This is a genomic window from Flavobacterium sp. ST-158 (genome assembly GCF_058309975.1).
The window spans coordinates 39,503-63,987 of sequence record NZ_JBZEEN010000001.1 but is presented as its reverse complement, the minus strand read 5'-3'; the positions used below and the strand labels follow the sequence as shown (position 1 = coordinate 63,987).

The window sequence follows — 24,485 nt, the reverse complement described above, 5'->3', positions numbered from 1 at the left end:
TAAGTTTAATCTATAAATAATTGAAATTATGAAATTATCATTTATGGCTACTTTGCTGTTTTGCGGTATTTGTATTGGTCAAAATAATACAGACACAAGTTTGTATATGAAGGCTGACAAAATAAGTTACCTAACTGATATAGGTTCTGAATCAGGAGATTTGTATCAAACAATTGGTCATCATGGACCAGCGGTAGAAAACGAGTGGATGGCATTGAGAATCTATTTTAGTGATAAAGTAGCTATTGACGTTTATAACAAAGCAAATCCAGGTTTAGAACTGAAAAAAGCACATTGGTACCCAACACCAGAACAACAAAAAGAAGGATGGGGAGCTGATTATTATAAAGTGGGTGCAACTGTTGGTTTAGGGGGAGTGCGTCTTTGGGATGGAGAAAAAGTACTTCCATTGAATCCTGTAACGAATCGATTGGCTCGTGTTGGGAAAACGGACACAACTTCTTGGATGGAAATGATTTCTAAAGGAGTGCCTTACAAAGGAAAAACAGTAGATATCAAAGTTCGTGTTACAGTATATTCAGGAAAAAGAGAAGCTAAAGTAGAAGCTTTTAGTTTGAATGGAGAAAAAGTACAGTTTGTAACCGGAGTAAATTATTTCAAAGGTTTTGAAACTAAAAAAGGAAAAGATTATATCGCAGTTTGGGGAACGCACCCAGAAGATGTAGCTGCAGAAGTGGTTGGAATTGGAGCAGCAATAAAATACAATCCTAAGGATTATGTAAAAAGTACCGATGATGGTACGGAGTATTTGTTAATTTCTAAAGCTACAAAACATTTAGAGACTGAAATTGTTTCAGCATGTGCTAGAGAAAAAGACATGAACGACTTAGATAAGTTAGAAGCTTACGTAAAATAAAGATATAGAAAATACTGCTTTATTTTTTGTAAGATTTGAAATTTTGAATACACAAAAAATAGTGCACAGTTGATACTAATTAAATCAATCGGTGTTAACTGTGTGCTATTTTTTTTGCCTTTTTTTAAAATACAAGCAAAAGAATTTGGTGTGTTAAGTTGTTGTTTTTTAGTTTTTTAATTGTGAAATGAGTTTTAATTTGAAGAAAAATATACCATGTTAAAAATGAAACTAAAATTGTTTGTTACAAGCTTATTTATAAGCCTCTTTTTAGTTGGTTTTAGTTGTGAAGCTCAGAAAAATACCAAAACGCAAAAGGAGTTTTTAGTAACTGATTTTGGTGCAAAAGCTGATGGACAAACGATGAATACCATTGCTATTCAAAAAGCAATTGATGCCGCATTTAATAATAAAGGTGGATGTGTTGTTTTTCCAAAAGGAGCATTTTTATCGGGTAGTATTCAAATGAAAAACAACGTGAATGTACGTCTGGAAGAGGGAGCTGTTTTGTTAGGAAGTACTAATCCTAGGGATTATGCCAAAATAGATTTTCCAGGAAGACCAGATTCACCTAAAAAGGATGATAATTCGCAAATGGCTTTAATTGTAGCACATAAAGCAGCAAATATAAAATTGTATGGCAAAGGAAAAATAGACGGTCAAGGTTTGCAATTGGCTCTGAATATAGACAGTTTACACCATGCAGGAATTGCAGTAGATCCTAATTATACCGTTCGTAGAAACAGGCCAAATGAAACCATGCGACCTAAGTTGTTTCGCTTTTCTCAGTGTGAAAATGTAACCGTAGAAGGTTTAGAAGTTGGTGCTGCATCCTGCTGGGGATTGTCTTTTGAATTGTGTTCTAATCTTAGTATAGATAGATTAAAAATTGTGAATCGTTCGTATTGGAATAATGACGGAATCGATATTACCGATTGTAAAAATGTAAAAATTACTAATTGTGATATTGATAGTGGTGATGATGGAATTTGCTTAAAATCCTATTATCCAGGATATGCTAACGATGGAATTTATATTGCTAATTGTACGATAAAATCCAGTGCTAGTGCTATAAAATTTGGAACAGCATCTTTCGGTGGTTTTAAAAATGTAGTGATAAAAGATATTGAGGTTTCTGATACGTTTCGTTCGGCAATTGCAATCGAATCAGTTGATGGAGGGGGGATAGAAAACGTATCCGTTTCTAATATCAATGCGGTAAATACTGGGAATGCCATTTTTATTCGAATAGGACAACGAAGTGGTGATAAAGCTGGAAGTATTAAAAATGTAAGTATAAAAGATGTAAATGTGCAAGTGCCTTTTGGACGACCAGATTTGAATTATGATTTAAGAGGTCCTGAAGTCGATTTTTTTCATAATCCATTTCCATCATCGATTGTAGGAATTCCAGGATACAAAATAGAGAATGTAAGTTTAGAAAATATTACTATTTCGTATCCCGGCGGAGCGACTAAAGGAATGGCTTATGTACCAATAAGTCGATTGAATCAAGTACCGGAAGTAATAAAAGAATATCCAGAGTTTTCAATGTTTGGCGAATTGCCAGCTTGGGCATTTTATGTGCGTCATGCTAAAGGAATTAGCTTTAAAAATATTAAAGTGACATTAGACGATACTGATTTTAGACCTGCATTTGTTTTTGATGATGTTCAAAATTTGAATATGGAAGCAATTGATTTACCAAAAGAAAAAACAAACCAAGTGGTATTAAAATCAGTCGATCAGTCCAAAATAGATTTGAAAGAAACCAATATAAAAATCATACGCTAAAACCGCTTTAGAATTAAATTTAATATTATGAAGAAAAGCCAAAAATCCATTTTTGTTTGTTTAACACTATTAATACAGTGTTTGTGTTTGAACGCACAAAATCATCGTTTTGTTGATCCTATGATTGGTTCAGAAGGATTAGGAAATGTTTTTGTAGGGCCATCATGTCCTTACGGAATGATTAAACCAGGACCTGATAATGATTTGAATGCCAATAGTGGTTTTACAACCGATTTGAACAAACCTATTTATGGTTTTAGTCAAGTTCACGTGAGTGGAACGGGCGGTGGAGCTAAATATGGAAATGTTTCCATTATGCCAATTTCGGGAGATTTTGAAACTATAAAACAAGAATCGCTTCGTGAAAACGAAAAAGTAGCCTTAGGATATTATAGCGCTGTTTTGAAAAAGTGGAATATTCAAACAGAGATTACCACTTCAGACAGAGCGGCTTTTTACAAATTCGTTTTTAATTCGAATACTAAAAATGCAATCAAAGTTGACCTAGGAAGATACTTAGATGAATCCATCATTCCTGATGGAAGAGAAACGCAACAATTTGTAGGTTCTCAAGTGGAAGTAATTTCAGATACTGAAGTTCGCGGTTATACAAAGGTTCGTGGCGGTTGGAATAACGGTAGTACTTATACGGTTTATTTTTCGGCAGTTTTTGACCAACCTTTTGCTAATTTCTCTACTTGGAAAGACGAAAAGTTTTTTCCAAATCAGAAAAACCAAGTAGATAGCGGAAAGAAAACCGGAGCTATGTTGTTTTTTGAAACTTTGACTAATAAAACGGTGAACATGAAAATTGGAATTTCATTCCTGAGTTCATTAAAAGCTAGAGAAAATATTGACAATGAAATTCCGCATTGGGATTTCCAAAAAGAATTAGCAGAAACCCAACAAAAATGGGAGAATATTTTTCAACGAGCTGAGGTAGATAAAGAGGCTTTGGTTGAAAAGAAAACCATGTTTTACACTGGTTTGTATCATACTATGTTGATGCCGGTGGATCGTACTGGAGAAAATCCGTTATGGGAAAACAACTCACCCTATTATGACGATTTTTACGCCATTTGGGATACTTACCGTTCTTCAAGTCCGTTGATTACACTTTTAACACCTTCACGACAAGTAAATATTGTTAATGCGATGTTGCAAATTTACAAACGTGATGGTTATTTGCCAGAAGCACGAAGTGGAAATTCGAATGGAAGAACTCAAGGTGGTTCGAATGCTGAGGTAGTTATTGCCGATGCTTTTGTAAAAGGATTAGAGGGCATCAATTACAAGTTAGGATTGGAAGCCATGATGAAAGATGCGCTATTTCCTCCGGGAGGAAATGAAGAGAAAGAAGGTCGTGGTGGATTAGTTGATTACAATAGATTAGGATATGTTTCTACAGATTATGTGCGTTCTGGAAATCGAACTTTAGAATATTCGTATAACGATTATTGTTTGGCAATTGTAGCAAAAGGGACGAAACGAAAAGGGGAATACTGGCGTTTTATCAAGCAATCAGACAATTGGCTAAACCTTTGGAGAGACATTGAAGACAATGGTTCCCGTGGATTTATCATGCCTAAAGATTCGAACAGAAAATGGGTGGATAGCATTCAATGTGCTGCTACGAATGGGAAAATTTCGTACGTACGTTATACGCCTTTAGCACAAGATTGGCCCAATTGCGTTTGCTGGTGGTGCGGTGTTTTCTACGAAGCCAGTTCTTGGGAATATTCACTTTCTGTTCCTCATGATGTGGCGATGTTGATTAAAAAAACGGGTGGAAACGAAGCTTTCAAGAAAAGATTGAATACGCTATTTGACAAAGAGTTTTATAATGTGGCCAATGAACCTTCGTTTTTGAGTCCGAATTTATACCACTGGATTGGGCGTCCAGATTTAAGTAATGATCGAATCCATCAAATCATAGACAACAATTACAATACAAGCCGAAATGGAATTCCTGGAAATGATGATTCTGGTGCTATGTCATCTTGGTTGGCTTTTCATATGATGGGCTTGTATCCTAATGCTGGGCAATCCTATTATTTGATCAATTCACCTTATTTCAAACAAACGGTAATTCATCAAGAAAACGGGAAAGATTTTACCATCAAGGCGAAGAATCTTTCTGATAAAAACAAATACATCAAATCGGTAACATTAAACGGAAAAGCATTCGAAAATGCTTTTATAGAACACAGTGATATTGTGGCAGGTGGGGTATTAGAATTTGAAATGGCCGCAACGCCTTCTAAAACATGGGGAACCAAACAAGTTCCGCCTTCTAAATCAGATGAAGTAATTGAAGAATAATGATTTTTATTGATGATTAAAATACTAGAAATGAAGAATTTTAAACCAGGGGTTTTTATTTTATTGATGAGTGTGTTGCTTATTTCTTGTAAGCAAACGGTGAAGAAGGAAAAACTAGAGTCTAAAGCAAGAATAACAAATCCTATTATACCAGGATATTTTGCAGATCCTTGTATTGTAAAAGAGGGAGATACTTTTTTTATTTATGCCACAATCGATCCTTGGGGAGGAGATGAACTGGCGGTTTTTTCAACAAAGGATTTCTTGAAATTTGAACGTCATCATTTAAACTGGCCAACAAAAAAAGAATGTACAAGTCCGGGGTCAAATGGTTCAATGGTATGGGCACCTTCAGTTAAAAAAGCAGCTAACGGAAAATATTATATGTATGTTTCTGTTGGAAGCGAAATATGGGTTGGTGTGAGCGATACTCCTTTAGGGCCTTGGAAAAATGCGAAGGAAGATTTGTCTCCTTTAGTTTCATCAAAAGATTATCCTGCTGTACATAATATCGATGCCGATTGCTTTATTGATGAGGATGGTCAGGCTTATTTATATTGGGGTTCTGGATTTAATTGGATAAATGGTGTTTGTATGGCGACTAAGTTAAATCCAGATATGATTTCATTTAGTGAAGAACCTAAGGCAGTTACTCCTAAAGATTATTTTGAAGCGCCTTATATGATCAAGCGTTTCGGGAAATACTATTTAATGTTTTCGTCAGGAAAAGCAATCGATGCGACTTACAAAGTAGGATATGCGGTAGGGAATTCTCCGTTAGGTCCATTTGAAACAGCAGCGAACAGTCCTATTCTGGAAACTGCTGCAGATAGTACAACTTATGGACCAGGACATCATTCGGTGTTTAGAGAAAAAGGACAGGATTATATTTTGTACCATCGCATTTTTCCGCAAAAGGAAGAATATGTTTTACGCCAAATTTGTATTGATAGTTTGAATTTTGATGCAAATGGCAACATCCTAAAAATAAAACCGACTGGTATTTCCAGTTTCTAATTTTGTATAATAAAATTTTAAAATAGATGAAAACCAATCTGAAATTAGTCATATTGTTTCTTGTGTTTGTTTTTGAATCCGGTATTTGTCAAGTAACAAAACCGAATACAGAAATAACTAATACCGCAAGCCAGCTTATTGCCCGAATTTTGCCCAATCATGTTTCGCAATTTAGTGTCGAAATAGAATCTTCCAATAAAGAAGATTGGTTTGAAATTGTGTCTAAAGGAGATAAAATTCTCTTAAGAGGGAACAATGGAGTTTCAGTCGCTTCGGCTTTGTATTATTATCTAAATAATTTTACAAATAGCCAAATCACCTGGAATGGAACTAATTTGAATTTGCCTAAAAAATTACCGGCCGTTCCAAAATTGATTCATAAAAAAACACCTTACGAATACCGTTATTATTTGAATTATTGCACCTTTAATTACAGCATGAGTTGGTGGGATTGGAAGCGTTGGGAAAAAGAAATTGATTGGATGGCTTTGCACGGAATCAACATGCCGCTTGCCATTACAGGAGAAGAATACATCTGGGATGAAGTCTATAAATCTTATGGTTTCACCGATGAAGATTTAAGTACCTTTTTCAGTGGACCAGCTTATTTTTCTTGGTTTTGGATGGGAAATTTGGACGGTTGGGGCGGACCTTTGTCTAAACATTGGAAAGATACACACCGCGATTTGCAATTAAAAATTTTAAAAAGAGAACGTGAATTAGGAATGAAAACCGTGTTGCCTGCTTTTACAGGTCACGTTCCAGCTTCTTTCAAAAAGTTTTTTCCAAATGCCAAATTAAAGCAAACCAACTGGGGGAATGATTTTGAGGATACATACATCTTAGATTCTGATGACCCGTTATTTGCCGAAATTGGTAAGAAATTCTTAGAAAAACAATCTGAAGTTTATGGAACAGATCACTTGTATTCAGCAGATACATTTAACGAGAATACGCCGCCGTCGAATGATCCTGCTTATTTGTATGATTTGAGTAAAAAGATTTTTGAAGGGATGAAATCAGCTGATAAAGATGCCGTTTGGGTTATGCAAGGTTGGCTTTTTTACAGTCACAGAGAATTTTGGGAAGCGCCACAAATCAAAGGAATGCTGGATGCAGTTCCTGATGATCGTATGATTATTTTGGATTTGGCTACCGAGATTGAACCGGTTTGGAAACGTACAGAAGCTTTTTATGGTAAACAATGGATTTGGAATATGTTGCACAATTTTGGTGGAAATATTTCGATGTTTGGTCGAATTGAAACCGTAGCTAATAAACCGGCTAAAGCTTTAAAAGATCCAAAATCAGGAAAATTAAAAGGAATAGGATTAACCATGGAAGCTATCGAACAAAATCCAGTTTTGTATGAGTTGATGACCGATAATACTTGGAGAGATACACCTATCGAATTGAATTCTTGGTTGGCTAAATATACTTTGAATCGTTACGGAAAATCAAATGCTGCTGTTTCAAAAGCCTGGGATGTTTTAGTGAAAACGGTGTATAACGGACAAGTAATTCGCGATGGTGCGGAGTCGATAATTGTTTCTCGACCTACATTTGAGGGTTTCCGCCGTTGGGCAAGAACCAAATTAAATTATGCACCAAAAGATTTACTTCCTGCTTGGGATTTGTTTATTCAAGCCATTCCTGCTTGTCAAAAATCGGATGGTTTTCAATACGATTTGGTAGATGTTACACGACAGGTTTTGGCAAATTACGCCTTGCCTTTGCAACAGCAAATTACGGTAGCTTATGAAAATAAGGATAAAGCAGCTTTTGATAAATACAGTGCTGAGTTTATAGAATTAATTGACGATATGGATTTATTATTGGCCAGCAGGCAGGATTTTCTGTTAGGTCCTTGGATTGCTGATGCCAGAAGTTGGGGTGTTGATGAAAAGGAAAAAGCCTTGTATGAGCAAAACGCTCGCGATTTGATTACACTTTGGGGCGGAGCTGATAACAGATTGCATGAATACAGCAACCGTCAGTGGAGCGGGTTGTTGACGGATTTTTATAAGCCTAGATGGCAACAGTTTTTTTCGGATGTAAAAGCCAATTGGGGTACATTCAATCAAACTGAATTTGATGAAAAAATAAAACAATGGGAATGGAAGTGGGTAACAGCAAGAAAAGATTTTCCTGTAAAAGCAAAAGGGAATCCGAATGAGATTGCTAAAGCGTTGCATAAAAAATACCGATCTTGCATTATTCCTGTTACCGAAAAGATGACAACAATTAAATACGATTATTAACTATGGGAGCAATTTCTAACCAAAATTCCAATCGATTTCTTTCTCTAGATGTGTTTAGAGGATTAACGATTTGTTTAATGATTGTGGTCAATACACCGGGAACAGGAGCCCATCTCTATCCCTATTTAGTCCATGCCGAATGGTTTGGTTTTACACTGGCCGATTTGGTTTTTCCATCTTTCCTTTTTGCTATGGGAAATGCGATGAGTTTTTCAATGGGAAAAATGAAAGAAGCACCAGCAAATTTGTTTTGGAAAAAAGTAATCAAACGTACGCTTATTATTTTTCTGTTGGGATTTTTAATGTATTGGTTTCCTTTTGTTCGTCAGGGTATTGATGGAGTTTGGGAATTAAAGCCTTTTGCCGAAACTCGTGTCATGGGCGTTTTGCAACGCATTGCCTTATGTTATTTTGCTACTGCAACTGTTTTTTATTATTTATCAGAGAAAGCGGCGATAATTTTATCAGCATTTTTTTTACTTGGATATTGGGCTATTCTGTATTTATTTGGACAATCGGGTGCCGAACTGGAAATGGCGACCAATGCGGTGACTCGTTTGGATTTATCTATTTTAGGAAACGGACATATTTATAAAAGAGATGCCATACCTTTTGATCCGGAAGGAATTTTAAGCACTTTACCTGCCATTGTTAATGTAATTGCTGGGTTTATAGCCGGGACTTTTATCCAAAGAATTGGGAAAACATTTGAAGGAATCGCTAAATTGTTATTAGTTGGTTTTGCTTTGATGGCATTAGCACGCTGGTGGGATTTGGTTTTTCCTATTTCTAAAAAACTATGGACAGGTTCTTTTGTACTTTACACTGTTGGAATCGATTTATCGGTTATGGCAGTTTTAATTTATTTGATTGAATTGAAACAAAAACATTTTGGAGTGGAATTTTGTACTGTTTTTGGTAAAAACCCTTTGTTTATTTACTTGTTTTCGGAACTTTTTTATGTGGTTTTGCGTCTTGTTAAGGTTAATTCCAATCAGGATGTTTTTGTGTGGTTTAGCGAAAGTATAATCCAAAAGTTGTTTCCAGGCAGTTTCGGATCGTTTGTTACCGCAATACTTTTTATGTTGCTTTGTTGGTCTGTAGGTTGGTGGCTCAATAAAAAACGTATTTATATAAAAATTTAATTGGAATTTTAGATTCTGATTTATTAATCTAAAAAATTATGTTTAAGACTAATTCAAATATTTTACTGATACTATTTGTTATTTTTTTTACGAATCTAATTCAGGCACAAAATGGTGATTTTTCAATTGTTTCCGGAAATGAAAAAGCAAGTATTTTAGTGGATGATAAGGAACCTAAAGTGGTTCATATTGCTGCTAAAATGTTAACAGATGATGTTTTTGCTATTAGTAATCAACGACTTGCTATTGGTAGAAACAGTTCGGGAATAGTAATTATGGCAGGAACCATTGGAAAGAGTAAATGGATTGAAAATTTGGTTTCGAAACAAAAAATTTCTGTTGCCAATGTTGAAGGAAAATGGGAAACCTATACAATTCAAGTTATTGAAAATCCTACAGCAGCAATTAAAAAAGCATTAGTAATCGTTGGTTCAGACCGAAGGGCTACAGCTTATGGGTTACTAGAAATTTCCAGAATGCTGGGTGTTTCGCCTTGGGAATGGTGGGCTGATGTTACTCCTGATAAAAAAGAAAATCTAGTTATAAATGTAGAAAACAAAACTTACGGTTCGCCGTCAGTAAAATATAGAGGTGTTTTCCTAAATGATGAAGATTGGGGATTACAACCTTGGGCAGCCAAAACTTTTGAACCAGAAACAGGTGATATTGGACCAAAAACCTATGCAAAAGTTTTTGAATTGTTATTGCGTTTGAGAGCTAATACGATTTGGCCAGCAATGCACAAAAGCACCAAAGCCTTTTACTCTTTTCCAAAAAATAAACAAGTAGCCGATGATTATGCTATCGTGATTGGGACTTCTCACGCGGAACCGATGTTGAGTAATATCAATGCAGAGTGGAATCACAACACTATGGGTGAATATCGTTATGATACGAACTCAGGAGTTATTAAAGATTTTTTTAGAAAAAGAGCTAAAGAAACGGCTCCTTTCGAGAATATTTATACGGTAGGAATGCGTGGAGAGCATGATTCACCCATGATAGTTGGCGAAGACGATTCGGATTCGCAAGTAAAATTATTGGAACAAGTGATTAGCGACCAAAGAGCCATTTTGAAAAAAGCAACTGGAAAAGAACCGAATACTATTCCACAAGCGTTTATTCCGTACAAAGAAGTATTGGATTATTATCAAAAAGGATTGCAGTTACCGGAAGATGTACAATTGGTTTGGACCGATGATAATTATGGCTATATCCGCCAGCTGAGTAATCCAAAAGAGCAAAAACGTTCCGGTGGTGCAGGGATTTATTACCATACTTCTTATTGGGGGCGTCCGCATGATTATTTGTGGCTGAATTCAACAAACCCGGTTTTGTTATGGGAAGAAATGGCAAAGGCCTACGAATTTCAATCCCGCAATTTATGGATTTTGAATTGTGGTGACATCAAGCCTCATGAATACAATATCGAGCTTTTTCTGGATATGGCCTGGGATATGACTCCTTTTGCTAAAAGCGAAAGTGTAAAAACACATATGCAAAATTGGGCTTCGAGAGAATTTGGAGCAGAAAATTCTAATTCGATTACCGCTTTGCTTTTTGATTATTATCGATTGGCTTTTCAACGTCGTCCAGAATTTATGGCATGGAACCATGTGGAGCCTGTTTCAAAGCCTACTGCTACTGCATTGACACAATTTCATTACGGCGATGAAGTGAGCAAAAGAATTGATGAGTATCAGAAATTGATGGAAGATGTTGAAAGAATACGAAAGTATATTCCGTCCAATCGAAAAAATGCTTTCTACGAACTGCTAGCATATCCAGTAATTGGCGCAGCCAGTTTAAATCATAAATGGCTGTATGCCTATAAAAATAAATTTGTTGCCGAACAAGGAAGAGGAAGCGCAACATTTTTTGCTAAGAAATCAGAGGAAGCTTTTAGGAGAATTCAAAAAGAAACCAATTATTTTAATGACGAATTGGCCAATGGAAAATGGAAAAATATCATGAGTATGGCACCAAGATTTTTACCTGTTTTTACTCAAACTACCTCAGTTAATGCCGTTGCAGAAACAAAACCCCAATTGAAATTGGCTCTGGAAAGTTATGAGATGGAAGTCAATCATAAAACAGAGAATTCCTATGCCGATGTATTGCCGGTGTTTAATGCCTATGTAAAGAATCAATATTTTATTGATGTGTTTATGAAAGGAGAGGGAACGGTGAATTGGCAGGCAAAACCCAAAGCCGATTGGATTAAAATTTCGGAACAACAGGGAACTTTAGATAATAAAGAAAATAGTCAGCAACGCATTTGGGTAAGTATCGATTGGAGTAAAGTACCCAAAGGAGAAAACCAAAAAGAAGCACCATTAGGGCATGATTACCAGTTGATTCCGCCAAGTTATAAAGTGAACTCAGCAATCGATTTTGTGAGCAAGGATACAATAATTACTATTGGTGTTTCGGTCTTTAATCCTAAATATGAAGCATTAGAAAATTATAAAGGATTTGTGGAAGACAAAGGATATATATCAATTGATGCAGCAAATTATTCGAATAAAAAAGAGGGTAAAGTAGCAAAATGGGAAACCTTTGAAGGGATTGGATATGCAGGAAAAGTAAGTGTAGCTTTACCTAGAACAGCCGACTCTGAAGTAGATTTGGAAACTATAAAAAATAACAGTCCCGTAATGGAATATGATTTTTATAGTTTTAATTTTGGAGAAGCAACGATTAGAGTACAAGCTATTCCAACACATGCTTTCTACGAAGGAAAAGGAGTGCGTTGTGCTGTGGCTGTTGACGATGCCCAACCTGTAATTGTAGATTTTCAAACTTTTGGACGCAGTGACCAATGGCAACAAAATGTGTTGCGAAATGCAGCTGTGCAATCGGCGAAACAAATTGTGAATAAAGCAGGAAAACATACTCTGAAAGTTTGGATGGTGGATCCGGGAGTGATGATTGATCAAATTCTAATTGATTTGGGAGGATGGAAAGATTCCTATGCTTTTCCGCCAGAAACGAAAATGTAAACTTGAAAATAATTTTAAGAATGAACTATTTTATGAAAGTATTTGTTTGTGCAATTTTTATTTTAACTGCGGTTGCTTGTTCATCAGTTAAAAACGATGAGGTAAAACACACACAAATTGCCTTCTTATCCGATGTTCATTTACTGGATATTTATGGTGAGTTCTCAGATTCTGATTATAAAGGAATTCGAAATCCTGCTGATGGGAAATATACTTTGGCCCGAACTATGAAATCCCAATTGCAATCGACAAGATTGTTCAACGAAAATTATTTTGCTTTTTTGGCTGCCTTGGATGATGTGGTGAAACGAAATATTAAAATTGTGGCTTTACCCGGTGATTTTAGTGATGATGGTCAACCGATTAATATTAGCGGATTAAAGAAAATATTAGACAATTATACAAATAAGTATGGTATTCGCTTCATAATTACCACCGGAAATCACGATGTAGCCAAGCCCTTTTTGACCAATTCGGGAAAAAAAGATTTTTTGGGTATTGACGGTCGAAATCAGGTAATTATGAGTAAAGAAGGAATGTATGTTCCTAAAAATCCCAAAGAACTTCCAGTTGTGATTACCAAAGATATCGGTACGATGGGGTATGCCGAAGTTTTGGATGAATTAAAGGATTTTGGTTTTTATCCTAAAAAAACAGATTTGTATTGGGCAACTCCTTTTTCTAGCTATAATTCGGAAAATTATAGTTTTGAAAAGGCTTTGAAACAGGCTACAATTGCGAAAAGAAGTTATGCGATTCCGCCTTATAATAATCCAATTCCCGACTTGAGTTATTTGGTAGAACCTCAAAATGGGGTTTGGCTTTTGGCAATAGACGGGAATGTGTATGTTCCAAAGGATTCTGCAAAGGAACATCCTGAGAATCCAAATAATTACAATAGTCCAGGTGTTGGTTACAATCAGGTTTTAACCCATAAAAGGCATTTGGTTGATTGGGTGACCAAGGTAGTTCAGGAGGCAAAAAAAAGAGGTAAAAAGCTGATTGCGTTTAGTCATTATCCAATGGTGGATTTTAATGATGATGCTTCAGAAATGATGAGGAAATTGTTTGGAGAAGACAAAATGCAATTGTATCGGGTGCCAAATGAAGAGGTAAGTGCTGTTTTTGCCGAAGCAGGAATTCAGATTCATTTTGCGGGACACATGCATATTAATGATACGGGAGTGAGGAAATACAAAGATGGAAAAGCATTGTTTAATATCCAGATTCCGTCATTAGCGGCCTACATTCCGGGATATAAAATTCTGACGATTCTAAATAAAAACAAGATGCAAATAAATACGGTTACTATTGATTCGGTACTGGGATTTAAAACATTATTTCCTTTGTATGAACAAGAATACAATTATTTGAAAAGTATTGAGGATTCAATGATTTGGAATAAAGAGATTTTAAAGGCTCGAAATTATCATGAGTATACCAATTGGCATTTGAAAGAATTAGTGCGCAGCCGATTTCTTAGAGATGATTGGCCTGAAGAGTTTAGAGAATTTTTGTTAAAAGCATCAGCCAAAGATTTATTAAATTTTGCCCAAGTGACCCAATCGCAACAAAAGAAATTTGAAGATAAAAATTGGACAGGTTTTGATATGATTTTTGATTTTTATCGCTTACATTCAGCCGATGAGTTAGCTATAAAAGATATTGGAAAAGAAAGAATTCATCAATATGATAAGATAATCAATTCTTTTTTAGAACAGTATAAAAATAACAAGCAGCCAAGCAAAATCGAAACTTCCTTTTTTGAATTTTGTTCCGTTTTCAAAAGTTATCTAAATGGAGCGCCATCCGATAAATTTATTATAAATTTGAAGAGAAATACCATTCAAAAATAATTTTATCAAAACCACCTCAATTATGAAATCTAAATTAATTGTAGTTTTCATGCTCTTCTTTTCTTTGTCTCAAATTATCGGACAGAACATAAAATTTGAGCATTATAATGAGAAGAATGGACTTTCCTATAATTCTGTGAGGCATATTGTTCAGGATAAAAATGGATTTTTATGGTTGGGTACTTTTTTTGGTTTGAATCGTTTTGACGGATACCAATTTAAACCTTATACTAGTGCTGTTCTGGGAAATGATAAAATAAACAATGATGATATTACAGCGATTGAATATGATAAAACCAGCAACAATTTATGGATTGGAACCCGAAAAGGACTGACTGTTTTTAATCTGGAAGATAATACTTTTAAAGTTTTTTTACCAAAAAAAAATAATCCAAACAGTTTGCCGGATGAGGAAATTAGAGCGGTACATATTGACAAGTTTAAGCGTGTTTGGATTGGTACTAAGGATGGAGGGCTTTGTGTTTATGATCCCAAAACGAATAGGTTCTCAAAAATTAATTTAAAAGGATTTGATTATATCAAAGATATATTTGAGGATAAAAATGGAGTGATTTGGGTTGGGAGTTATGGCAAAGGTTCTGTAGCAAAAATTATTTTGAGTTCCAAAGGTGCTATTGAAAAAATAACCAGATACATCTTGACTGTTCCAAATTCGAACGAAGTAAATCCATATATCAATTTTATTTATGAAGATGCCAAATCAGATCTTTTTATAGGTTCGCGTGCAGGACTTTATAAATTAGATAAGAACAAAAATACGTTTGTTAATCTCTATATAAATGATGATGCCTTAAGAAATAAATTAGGTCCTTATTTTGTTTCTGTTGCTCAGGCTCCCGATGGCAAATATTGGGTTGGAACTTTAGGAGGACTTTTGGTTTGTGATCAATTGGAAGATATTTCGAAAGGAAAGTTTAATCGTTATTATTCTGTTTTGTCTGATAATACTTCTTTGGTAGATAATTTGATTACCGCTTTGTATTTTGATGCTTCAGGAGTGCTGTGGATTGGTACAGAAGAAGGTTTGGATAAATATGATCCATATGGAAATCAATTTAAAAACAATAAAGATATTTCTTTGTATAATGAAAATCAGGCACCTAGTATTAGGGGGTTTTCTAAAACTTATGATGGAAAAGTAATTGTGCTTTCGCGTTATAATGGTCTTTTTATTTCAAAAGGGAAAGATTTTGTGCCACTTTTTAATCCTAGAAAAGACATCGCAAGTATCTATTCAGCAGATGGGAAAATATTTTATTGTGGTTTATGGAATGGGCAGGTTTTAGTGTATAATTACAAAACAAATAGTTCTAAATTACTTAATTTAGGTTTCACAGATCCAATCATTTGCTTTGTTCAGGCTGAGGCCAATTCTGTTGTAGTTGGTTCTTTTGGTGAAGGTGCCGTTATATTGGATTCGCAAACATTAGCAATTAAAGTGCCAAAAGGTGTGCTTCTTCCAGGATTTCAAATTAATAAAATTGTAACCGATAAGGCAAATAATTTATGGTTTGCCACCGAAATAGGAGTTGTTAAATACAATTTAAAATCAAAAAAACAGAAATTATATTCTAAACACAAAAACAAAAAAATAGGCTTACCTGAAAACAATGTGAGTGATATTTTGATAGATTCAAATGAAGTAATTTGGGCAGCTACAGTAAAAGGTTTGGCAATGTATGTTCCTGTTAAAGATGATTTTGTTGCTGTTTTGGAACAAAAAGATTTTGAAGATAAATGGATTACCGATTTAGCTGAAGATGCTAAAGGAAATCTGTGGATGAATATCAATAATAATAGTGTCGCTAAATATAAAAAAGGACAAAAAACAGTCAATGTATATCAGGTAAATAGTGGAAACAGGCTGGACGTTTTTAGTTCTAAAGGCTTTTTTAATTTTAATGATAAGGAAATCTACTTGGCAGGAAAAAATGGCATTATTTATTTCTCACCAAACAATATAAAAGAAAATAAATGGGCACCTGCTCCTGTTGTAACTGAATTTAAAGTTCATAACGAGGAAATTTTCCCTGGTGTTGTAGTCGAAGGTCAGGTACCTTTGAAAAAAAGCATCAATTATTTAAGAGAAGTTGAGCTTAATTATAGCAATCGGAATTTTTCTGTACAGTTTTCAGCACCTTCCTATACAAACGAAAGGCTCAATAAATTTCAATATATGTTGGAGGGATTTGATAAAGATTGGATTACTACAAATAGCGACTCCAGAACAATTCAATATACCAACTTAAATCCAAATGATTACATATTTAAAATAAGAGCTAGAAATAGTGATGGAGTTTGGAGTAAAACTACAGCTTATAATATTACTATTTTATCTCCTTTTTGGACAAATACTAAGATTTTTCTATTGTTGATTATGATAGCTTCTGTGTCATCTTATTACATTAGGAAAGAATTAAAATCTCGTATTAAATTAAGACAGGCATTATTACTGGAAAGAGTAAAAAGAGATAGTGACGAACGTTTGTCTAATGAAAAACTTCAATTTTTTACCAATATCTCACATGAATTAAGAACACCATTAACACTGATATTAGGTCCCGCTAAACAGTTGTTGGAACAGGATCAGGGTTTTGAATACGATAAGACAAAACTCAATTTAATTTATCAAAATGCCAATAGATTATTGTTGCTTGTAAATCAAATTTTAGATTTTAGAAAAGCGCAGTCAGGTAAGTTGAAATTGAAAGTTTCTAAAACTGAAATAGTTGATAATACACATACTGTTTTTGATTCCTTTAGTCAATTAGCAGAAGAAAAAGATATTAATTTTCATTTTAATTGTGAGAAAGAGAGTATTGAAGGCTGGATTGATGTTGATAAATATCATAAGATTTTGTATAATTTGTTGTCAAATGCATTAAAATTCACCAACAATTACGGTAATGTCGATTTGTATATTGGCACAAAAGAAGAAGATGGAATTAAAAAGTTAATTGTTGAGGTAAGTGATGATGGAGTGGGTATTCCACTAGAAAGTCAGGAGAAAATTTTTTCCAGATTTTACCAAGTTAAGAGTTCTAAAAAAAATAATACGGGTACAGGAATTGGTTTGTCTTTGGTTATTTCATTGGTTGAAAATCATAGAGGAGAATTAAAATTAAAAAGTGCCCCAACTAAAGGAAGTGTTTTTACGCTTGAACTGCCAATATCTAAAAGTAGTTATAAGAAATCGGAAGTTTTTGATATTGAATACAAAGTGCCAGAACAGTCTTTTGCTACAGATAATAAGCTAAAAAAAGCTATTCAGAGTACAGAATTGAAACAAAATGTTTTAGTGATTGAAGACAATGCAGAACTTCGCTTTTTTATAGTTGATTATTTGTCTGATTATTATAAGGTATATCAAGCAGAAAACGGTGATGAAGGCTTAAATTTATGTAGAAAAATTAAACCGGCACTATGTGTTGTTGATGCTATGATGCCGGTTATGGGAGGTTTTCAATTTGTTGAAGCTTTAAAAAGTGATGACAACATAAGCCATACTGCATTGATTATGTTAACTGCATTGTCGGAAAACGAGAATAAAATAAAAGGATATAATTTAGGGATTGATGAATACATGGTAAAGCCTTTTGATCCATCCTTATTGAAGACGCGAATTGATAATATTATAAAAACGCGAACCGAATTAAAGAAGAAATTTTCAGGAGAAATAGAAACCGAGGCCACAACCTTAACACATTCCCAATTAGATATTGATTTCATCTCTAATGTGACAGATTTAATAGAGAAGAATATTAGTGATACTGAATTTACAGCAACAGTCTTGTGTTCAGAATTAGGGATGAGTTCCTCTAAACTATATAGAAAAATTAAACAATTGACAGATTTATCTCCTAATGAGTTCATTAGAACTGTTCGTTTAAAAAAAGCAGCTCAATTGCTAAAATTAAAAACCTATAATGTCTCAGAAGTTGCTGATAAAGTAGGTTTTAATGATCCTTTGTATTTTAGTAGGTGTTTCAAAAAACAATTTGGTTATTCTCCTAGCCGATTAATTAAATAATTGTTTTTCTAAGATTTATGGCTTTCCATGCATATCTTTTAGATTTTTCTTTATGCAATTTCAATTTTAACGAATATTCAATAAAAATTAAGTTTAGGTATAAATTTGACTAATTGACTTAGCTTATTTTAGAATTTAATACATAAATTAGCAGATATTTAATTTAGGAATCTAATTTTTACAAAAAGTGTTTAAATAAGTTGTATTTTTAAAATTTTGTATAAAATATTTGTGTTTCTTATATTAAGAATTATATTTGTGTAATCGATTACATTTGTTGCAGAGCTTAAAAACTGTAAATTAATATGTAACTTGTTGATTTTGAGTGATTTTGTTTTTGATTTGTCGCTGATTTTTGATCTTTTCTACAGTAGCTAAGCTATTAAGGTAAAGGTCTTGTAATGAATATTTAACTTTAACTTTTTTATAAACTTTTTAATTATGAACCAAGCACATAAAGCTGTTGGAAATTATCGCTGGACAATATGTTCGTTATTGTTTTTTGCAACCACAATAAACTATATGGATAGACAAGTTCTATCTTTAACTTGGAGTGATTTTATAGCTCCAGAATTTCATTGGACAAATAACGATTACGGAAATATCACCGCCTTGTTTTCAATTTTTTATGCGGTTTCATTATTGTTTGCAGGAAAGTTTGTAGACTGGATGGATACTAAAAAAGGATTTCTATGGGCAATAGGGGTTTGGTCTCTTGGTGCTTGTTTACATGCGTTTGCCGGAATTGGAACTTCAGGAATAATTACAGGAAACTGGTTTGTAGGTTTTGAAGGAGCTAAAGAGGCTATCCATACTGTTGGCGATACAGGAATGGTAATTAATGTGAGTGTGACTTTGTTTATTTTTGCACGTTTTGTTTTAGCTTTAGGTGAAGCAGGAAACTTTCCAGCTGCTATTAAAACTACTGCTGAATATTTTCCTAAAAAAGATAGAGCATTTTCAACTAGTATTTTTAATGCTGGAGCAACAGTTGGAGCATTGGCTGCGCCAATTACAATTCCTTTTATAGCAGAAGCTTATGGTTGGGAAATGGCTTTTATAATCATTGGAGCCTTAGGTTTCTTATGGATGGGATTCTGGATATTTATGTATGATAAGCCAGAAAATCACCCTAAAGTAAATGCTGCTGAATTAGAGTACATCCAGCAAGACATATTAGCTGATAGTAAAATTGAAGGTTATGTGCCTGAAACCGCTACAAGAGTTACATTTAAAGATTGCTTTAGATACAAACAAACATGGGCTTTTGCTTTTGGTAAATTTATGACTGATGGGGTTTGGTGGTTTTTCTTATTCTGGACACCAGCTTATTTAAGTTCTGTGTACGGAATGGATTCTACGCAAGCAGCTTTTCCATTGTTCGTATTATATATGATTACTTTGTTGTCTATTATTGGAGGTTGGTTGCCAACTTATTTTGTAGATAAAAAAGGAATGAATCCATATGAAGGAAGAATGAAAGCAATGTTGATTTTTGCCTTTTTTCCATTATTAGCATTGGTTGCTCAGCCATTAGGTCATATTAGTTACTGGTTACCGGTAATTATTATCGGAGTTGCAGGTGCGGCTCACCAAGCATGGTCGGCTAATATTTTTACTACTGTAGGAGATATGTTTCCTAAAAAAGCAATTGCTACCATTACAGGTATCGGTGGATTAGCTGGAGGTATTGGTTCCACCGTTATTAATAAAGGGTCAGGAGTATTGTTCGATTTTACTAAAGAAACAGATATGGCTTTTATGGGCTTCCATGGAATAGAGGCAGGATATTTTATTATCTTCTCCATTTGTGCCGTTTGTTATTTAATAGGATGGACAGTAATGAAATCATTAGTACCAAAATATGCTCCTATAACAGATTTATAAAATTTATAAAGCTCTCTTAATATTACAAGAGGGCTTTTTCTTTTTTTTAACTTTTTATAAAGAACTTGTTTTTTATAAATATAGTAATAAACTAAAATAAATTAATACTTTTGTAATCGATTACATTAAAACTAAATATTATGACAAATTATAGTTCTAGATATGCTTCTAGCCCTCAAGCCGTAAAACAATATGATACCAAACAATTAAGAGACGAATTCTTGATTGATAACTTGATGCAGGAAAATGAAATCACATTAACGTATTCTCATTATGATAGATATATAGCAGGTTCAGCGGTACCTGTAAGTGGTGATTTAACTTTAGAAACAATTGATCCTCTAAAATCATCTTACTTTTTAGAGCGTAGAGAAATGGGAATCATCAATGTTGGGGGAAATGGTGCTGTTGTGGTTGAAGGAAAATCATACGAACTAGGTTTTAAAGATGCTTTATATATTGGAAGCGGAAATAAAGAAGTGATATTTAAAAGTATTGATCCTAAAAATCCGGCTAAGTTTTATATTAACTCTGCTCCGGCTCACACAACGTATCCAACAGTTAAAGTGAGTTTAGCAGAAGCAAATAAATTAGAATTAGGAACTATGGAAACGGCTAATCACCGTACGGTAAACCAAATGATTATTGGAAGTGTAGTAACTACTTGTCAATTACAAATGGGAATGACTGAATTGCGTCCAGGAAGTGTTTGGAATACGATGCCAGCTCACGTTCACGATCGTCGTATGGAAGTTTATTTCTACTTAGATATCCCAGAAAATCAAGCAGTTTGCCACTTTATGGGAGAACCACAAGAAACAAGACATATCTGGATGAACAATCATCAAGCAGTTATTTCTCCACCTTGGTCTATTCACTCAGGTTCTGGTACTTCAAATTATACTTTTATTTGGGGTATGGCAGGTGAGAATTTAGACTATGGAGATATGGATGTTTGTAAAATCACAGATTTAAGATAATTGACAATGAATTTATTTGATATAAAAGGAAAAGTTGCTCTTATAACTGGAAGTACACACGGACTGGGAATGGCAATGGCTAAAGGATTAGGACAGGCTGGAGCAACAATTGTTGTAAATGGAAATTCATCACAACAAAAAATTGACGATGCTGTAGCTGAACTTAAAAGTGAAGGAATTAATGCCGTGGGTTATAAATTTAATGTAACCGAAGAGCAGGAAGTTAAGGCCGCTGTAGCTAAAATTGAAAGTGAAGTTGGTGCTATCGATATCTTAATTAACAATGCCGGAATTATTAAAAGAATTCCATTAATTGATATGGAAGTTGCTGATTTTAGAGAAGTTATTGATATTGATTTAGTAAGTCCATTTATTGTTTCTAAGCATGTTGCTAAAGGAATGATTGAAAGAAGAGCTGGTAAAATCATCAATATTTGCTCTATGATGAGTGAATTAGGCCGTAATACCGTTTCTGCTTATGCTGCTGCAAAAGGAGGTTTGAAAATGCTGACTAAAAACATGGCAACGGAATGGGCAAAATACAACGTTCAAATTAACGGAATAGGTCCAGGGTATTTTGCAACGGAACAAACTAAACCTATTAGAGTTGATGGTCATCCGTTTAATGATTTTATCATTAGCAGAACACCGGCGGCAAAATGGGGTGATCCATCTGATTTAGCCGGAGCAGCTATCTTTTTGTCCTCTAAAGCAAGTGATTTTGTAAACGGACATATTTTATATGTTGATGGAGGAATCTTGGCTACCATTGGTAAACCATCAAATGAAGATTAATATATTATTTAATAACATTATATAATGAGCACTTTTATAAACGATAACTTTTTATTAGAAAATAAATTCGCAGAAGAATTATACCATAATTATTCTAAAAACCAACCGATTATTGATTACCATAATCACTTGAATCCTCAGTTTATTGCCGAAGATAAAATCTTTAACAATATCACTGATGTGTGGATTAAAGGAGATCACTACAAATGGCGTGCAATGCGTACATTAGGGATTAATGAACAATTTGTTACGGGTAATGGTTCTGATAAAGATAAGTTTTTGAACTGGGCAAAAACAGTTCCTTACACTATGCGTAATCCTTTGTATCACTGGACACACCTAGAGTTAGCTCGTTATTTTGATATTACGGATTTATTAAACGAAAAATCAGCAGAAAGAATTTACGATGAAACTTCGGCTAAGGTAAATTCTGCTGAATACAGTACCAGAAACTTGTTGCGTAAAGTAAATGCTGAATTAGTTTGTACTACTGAAGACCCAATTGATAGTTTAAATTTTCATGAGCAATTAGCTAAAAGTGATTTTAAAACTACGGTAAGTACAGCTTTTAGACCTGATAAAGCAATTTTAATTGCAAATGACGGATATAATGAGTACCTTGATGTGTTAGGTCAAAAAGCATCTATCGAAATTAATACCTATGCTGACTTATGCGCAGCATTAAGAAATAGAATTGAGTATTTTAATGCTAATGGTTGTCAACTTTGTGACCATGGATTAGATCAAATTTATTTTGAAAACTATACTGAAAGTGAAGTGGTTGCTATTTTCAAAAAGAAAAGAGAAAACCAAGCCATCAGTAATGAGGAAGCTTTGAAATTTCAAAGTGCTATCTTAGTGTTTTTATGTGAAACTTACCATGAATTTGGATGGGTGCAACAATTTCACTTAGGAGCTTTAAGAAATAATAATGCACGTATGCACCGTATCTTAGGTCCTGATACAGGTTGGGATTCTATTGGTGATTACCCACAAGCTCAAAAACTATCTGCGTTCTTGAATGCATTGGATAGTAAAGATAAATTGACTAAAACAATTATCTACAACTTGAACCCTGCTGACAACGAAGTTATGGCTACTATGATTGGTAATTTTAACGACGGAAGTGTTAGAGGTAAAGTACAATTTGGATCTGGATGGTGGTTCTTAGATCAAAAAGACGGAATGACAAAACAATTAAACGCTTTGTCTAACATGAGTTTAATTAGCTGTTTTGTAGGGATGTTAACCGATTCTAGAAGTTTCTTGTCTTTTCCAAGACACGAATATTTCAGACGTATTCTTTGTAATCTTTTAGGAGATGAAATCAAAAGAGGTGAATTGCCTGCTTCTGAAATGGAATGGATTGGTAAAATGGTTTCGGACATTAGCTATGGTAATGCTAAGGAATATTTTAAATTTCCAGTAAAAGGCTAATAAAATAACTAAAGTATAATTTATAAATATTTTTCATTTGAAAAAAGTAGTCACTTTTGGAGAAATTCTACTGCGTTTATCTACTGACAGGCATTTGAGGTTTTCTCAAGCTGAATCGTATAAAGCAACCTATGGTGGGGGAGAATTTAATGTAGCTGTTTCGCTTGTAAATTACGGGATGAAAGCAGAATTTGTTACTAAAGTTCCTAATAATGAATTAGGAAATTGTGCTATTCATGAAATGCGCAAACTAGATGTAGATTGTCATAATGTAATGAAAGGTGGCGATCGTTTAGGGATTTATTTTCTTGAAACAGGAACTAGTACTCGCGCCAGTAATGTAATTTATGATAGAGCAAACAGTTCAATGTCTACTTTGAAAAAAGGAGAATTTGACTGGAAAGAAATCTTAAAAGATGCTACTTGGTTTCACTGGAGCGGAATTACTCCAGCGCTGTCTGAAACGGCTGCCGAAGCCTGTTTTGAAGCTATTAAAGTAGCACACGAATTAGGTTTAACTATTTCTACTGATTTGAATTACCGTTCAAAATTGTGGAATTATGGCAAACAACCTAAAGACGTTATGCCCGAAATGTTAAAATATAGTAATATCATCTTAGGAGATATTGATACGGCTAACTTCATGTTAGGTTTAGATAAAGTAGATCCTGATTATCAAAAGCCAGAAACTTTACCAGCTGTTTATGATGCTGTTTTCAAGTTGTGTCCTGAATTGAAATACATGGCAACTACTTTACGTTATTCGGTAAGTGCTTCTCACCAACGTATTGGAGGAATTCTTTATGATGGAAAAGAAGTGTTCAAAGCTGCAGTTCAAGAAGTAACTCCAGTTGTAGATAGAGTAGGTAGTGGTGATGCATTCATGGGGGGATTAATCTACGGATTAAATGAAGAACCTTTGGATAAACAAAGAGCCTTAAACTTTGCTGTTGCTGCTTGTTGTTTGAAACACACGATTTACGGAGATTATAATTTAATTACTAAAAATGAAATTGAAAAGTTACTTGATGGAGATTTCACAGGTAAGGTTTCAAGATAAA

Annotated in this window: 14 protein-coding genes; all 14 read left to right on the top strand. The window is 34.2% G+C overall.

All coding sequences use genetic code 11. The annotated features are described in order from the left end of the window. Positions 1-28: 28 nt before the first annotated feature. On the top strand, positions 29-877 hold the full coding sequence (locus AC4FRF_RS00205; RefSeq protein ID WP_491157430.1) for a DUF4861 family protein: 849 nt from the start codon (positions 29-31) through the stop codon (positions 875-877). Positions 878-1,102: 225 nt separating this feature from the next. Then, positions 1,103-2,671 carry a glycoside hydrolase family 28 protein gene (locus AC4FRF_RS00200; RefSeq protein WP_491157429.1) on the top strand — a complete coding sequence of 523 codons (1,569 nt, stop codon included), beginning with the start codon at positions 1,103-1,105 and terminating at the stop codon, positions 2,669-2,671. A 27-nt stretch (positions 2,672-2,698) separates the two neighbouring features. After that, the gene (locus AC4FRF_RS00195) at positions 2,699-4,993 is read left to right on the top strand and encodes a GH92 family glycosyl hydrolase (RefSeq protein WP_491157428.1); all 2,295 of its coding nucleotides are present in this window, start codon (positions 2,699-2,701) and stop codon (positions 4,991-4,993) included. Positions 4,994-5,023: 30 nt separating this feature from the next. Next, positions 5,024-6,010 (top strand): family 43 glycosylhydrolase, encoded by a 987-nt coding sequence (locus AC4FRF_RS00190; RefSeq protein ID WP_491157427.1) that lies wholly within the window; start codon positions 5,024-5,026, stop codon positions 6,008-6,010. A 26-nt stretch (positions 6,011-6,036) separates the two neighbouring features. Next, positions 6,037-8,271 carry an alpha-N-acetylglucosaminidase gene (locus tag AC4FRF_RS00185; protein WP_491157426.1) on the top strand — a complete coding sequence of 745 codons (2,235 nt, stop codon included), beginning with the start codon at positions 6,037-6,039 and terminating at the stop codon, positions 8,269-8,271. 2 nt (positions 8,272-8,273) lie between these two features. After that, positions 8,274-9,416: an acyltransferase family protein gene (locus AC4FRF_RS00180; protein WP_491157425.1), complete on the top strand. Its 1,143-nt coding sequence runs from the start codon at positions 8,274-8,276 to the stop codon at positions 9,414-9,416. 38 nt (positions 9,417-9,454) lie between these two features. Next, on the top strand, positions 9,455-12,418 hold the full coding sequence (locus AC4FRF_RS00175; RefSeq protein ID WP_491157424.1) for a glycosyl hydrolase 115 family protein: 2,964 nt from the start codon (positions 9,455-9,457) through the stop codon (positions 12,416-12,418). 32 nt (positions 12,419-12,450) lie between these two features. Further along, positions 12,451-14,274 (top strand): metallophosphoesterase family protein, encoded by a 1,824-nt coding sequence (locus AC4FRF_RS00170; protein WP_491157423.1) that lies wholly within the window; start codon positions 12,451-12,453, stop codon positions 14,272-14,274. Positions 14,275-14,296: 22 nt separating this feature from the next. Continuing rightward, positions 14,297-18,325: a hybrid sensor histidine kinase/response regulator transcription factor gene (locus AC4FRF_RS00165; RefSeq protein WP_491157422.1), complete on the top strand. Its 4,029-nt coding sequence runs from the start codon at positions 14,297-14,299 to the stop codon at positions 18,323-18,325. Positions 18,326-18,766: 441 nt separating this feature from the next. Then, positions 18,767-20,212: an MFS transporter gene (locus AC4FRF_RS00160; protein ID WP_491157421.1), complete on the top strand. Its 1,446-nt coding sequence runs from the start codon at positions 18,767-18,769 to the stop codon at positions 20,210-20,212. A gap of 140 nt (positions 20,213-20,352) precedes the next feature. Next, complete coding sequence (gene kduI / locus AC4FRF_RS00155) at positions 20,353-21,192, top strand: 5-dehydro-4-deoxy-D-glucuronate isomerase (RefSeq protein WP_491157420.1); 840 nt, start codon at positions 20,353-20,355, stop codon at positions 21,190-21,192. Between the two features lie 6 nt (positions 21,193-21,198). Next, positions 21,199-21,987, top strand: coding sequence for a gluconate 5-dehydrogenase (locus AC4FRF_RS00150; RefSeq protein WP_491157419.1), 789 nt, complete (start codon positions 21,199-21,201; stop codon positions 21,985-21,987). Between the two features lie 24 nt (positions 21,988-22,011). Next, a complete protein-coding gene (uxaC, locus tag AC4FRF_RS00145; protein WP_491157418.1) occupies positions 22,012-23,424 on the top strand; it encodes a glucuronate isomerase in 1,413 nt (470 codons plus the stop codon). Between the two features lie 37 nt (positions 23,425-23,461). Further along, a complete protein-coding gene (locus AC4FRF_RS00140; protein WP_491157417.1) occupies positions 23,462-24,484 on the top strand; it encodes a PfkB family carbohydrate kinase in 1,023 nt (340 codons plus the stop codon). Position 24,485: the final 1 nt, after the last annotated feature.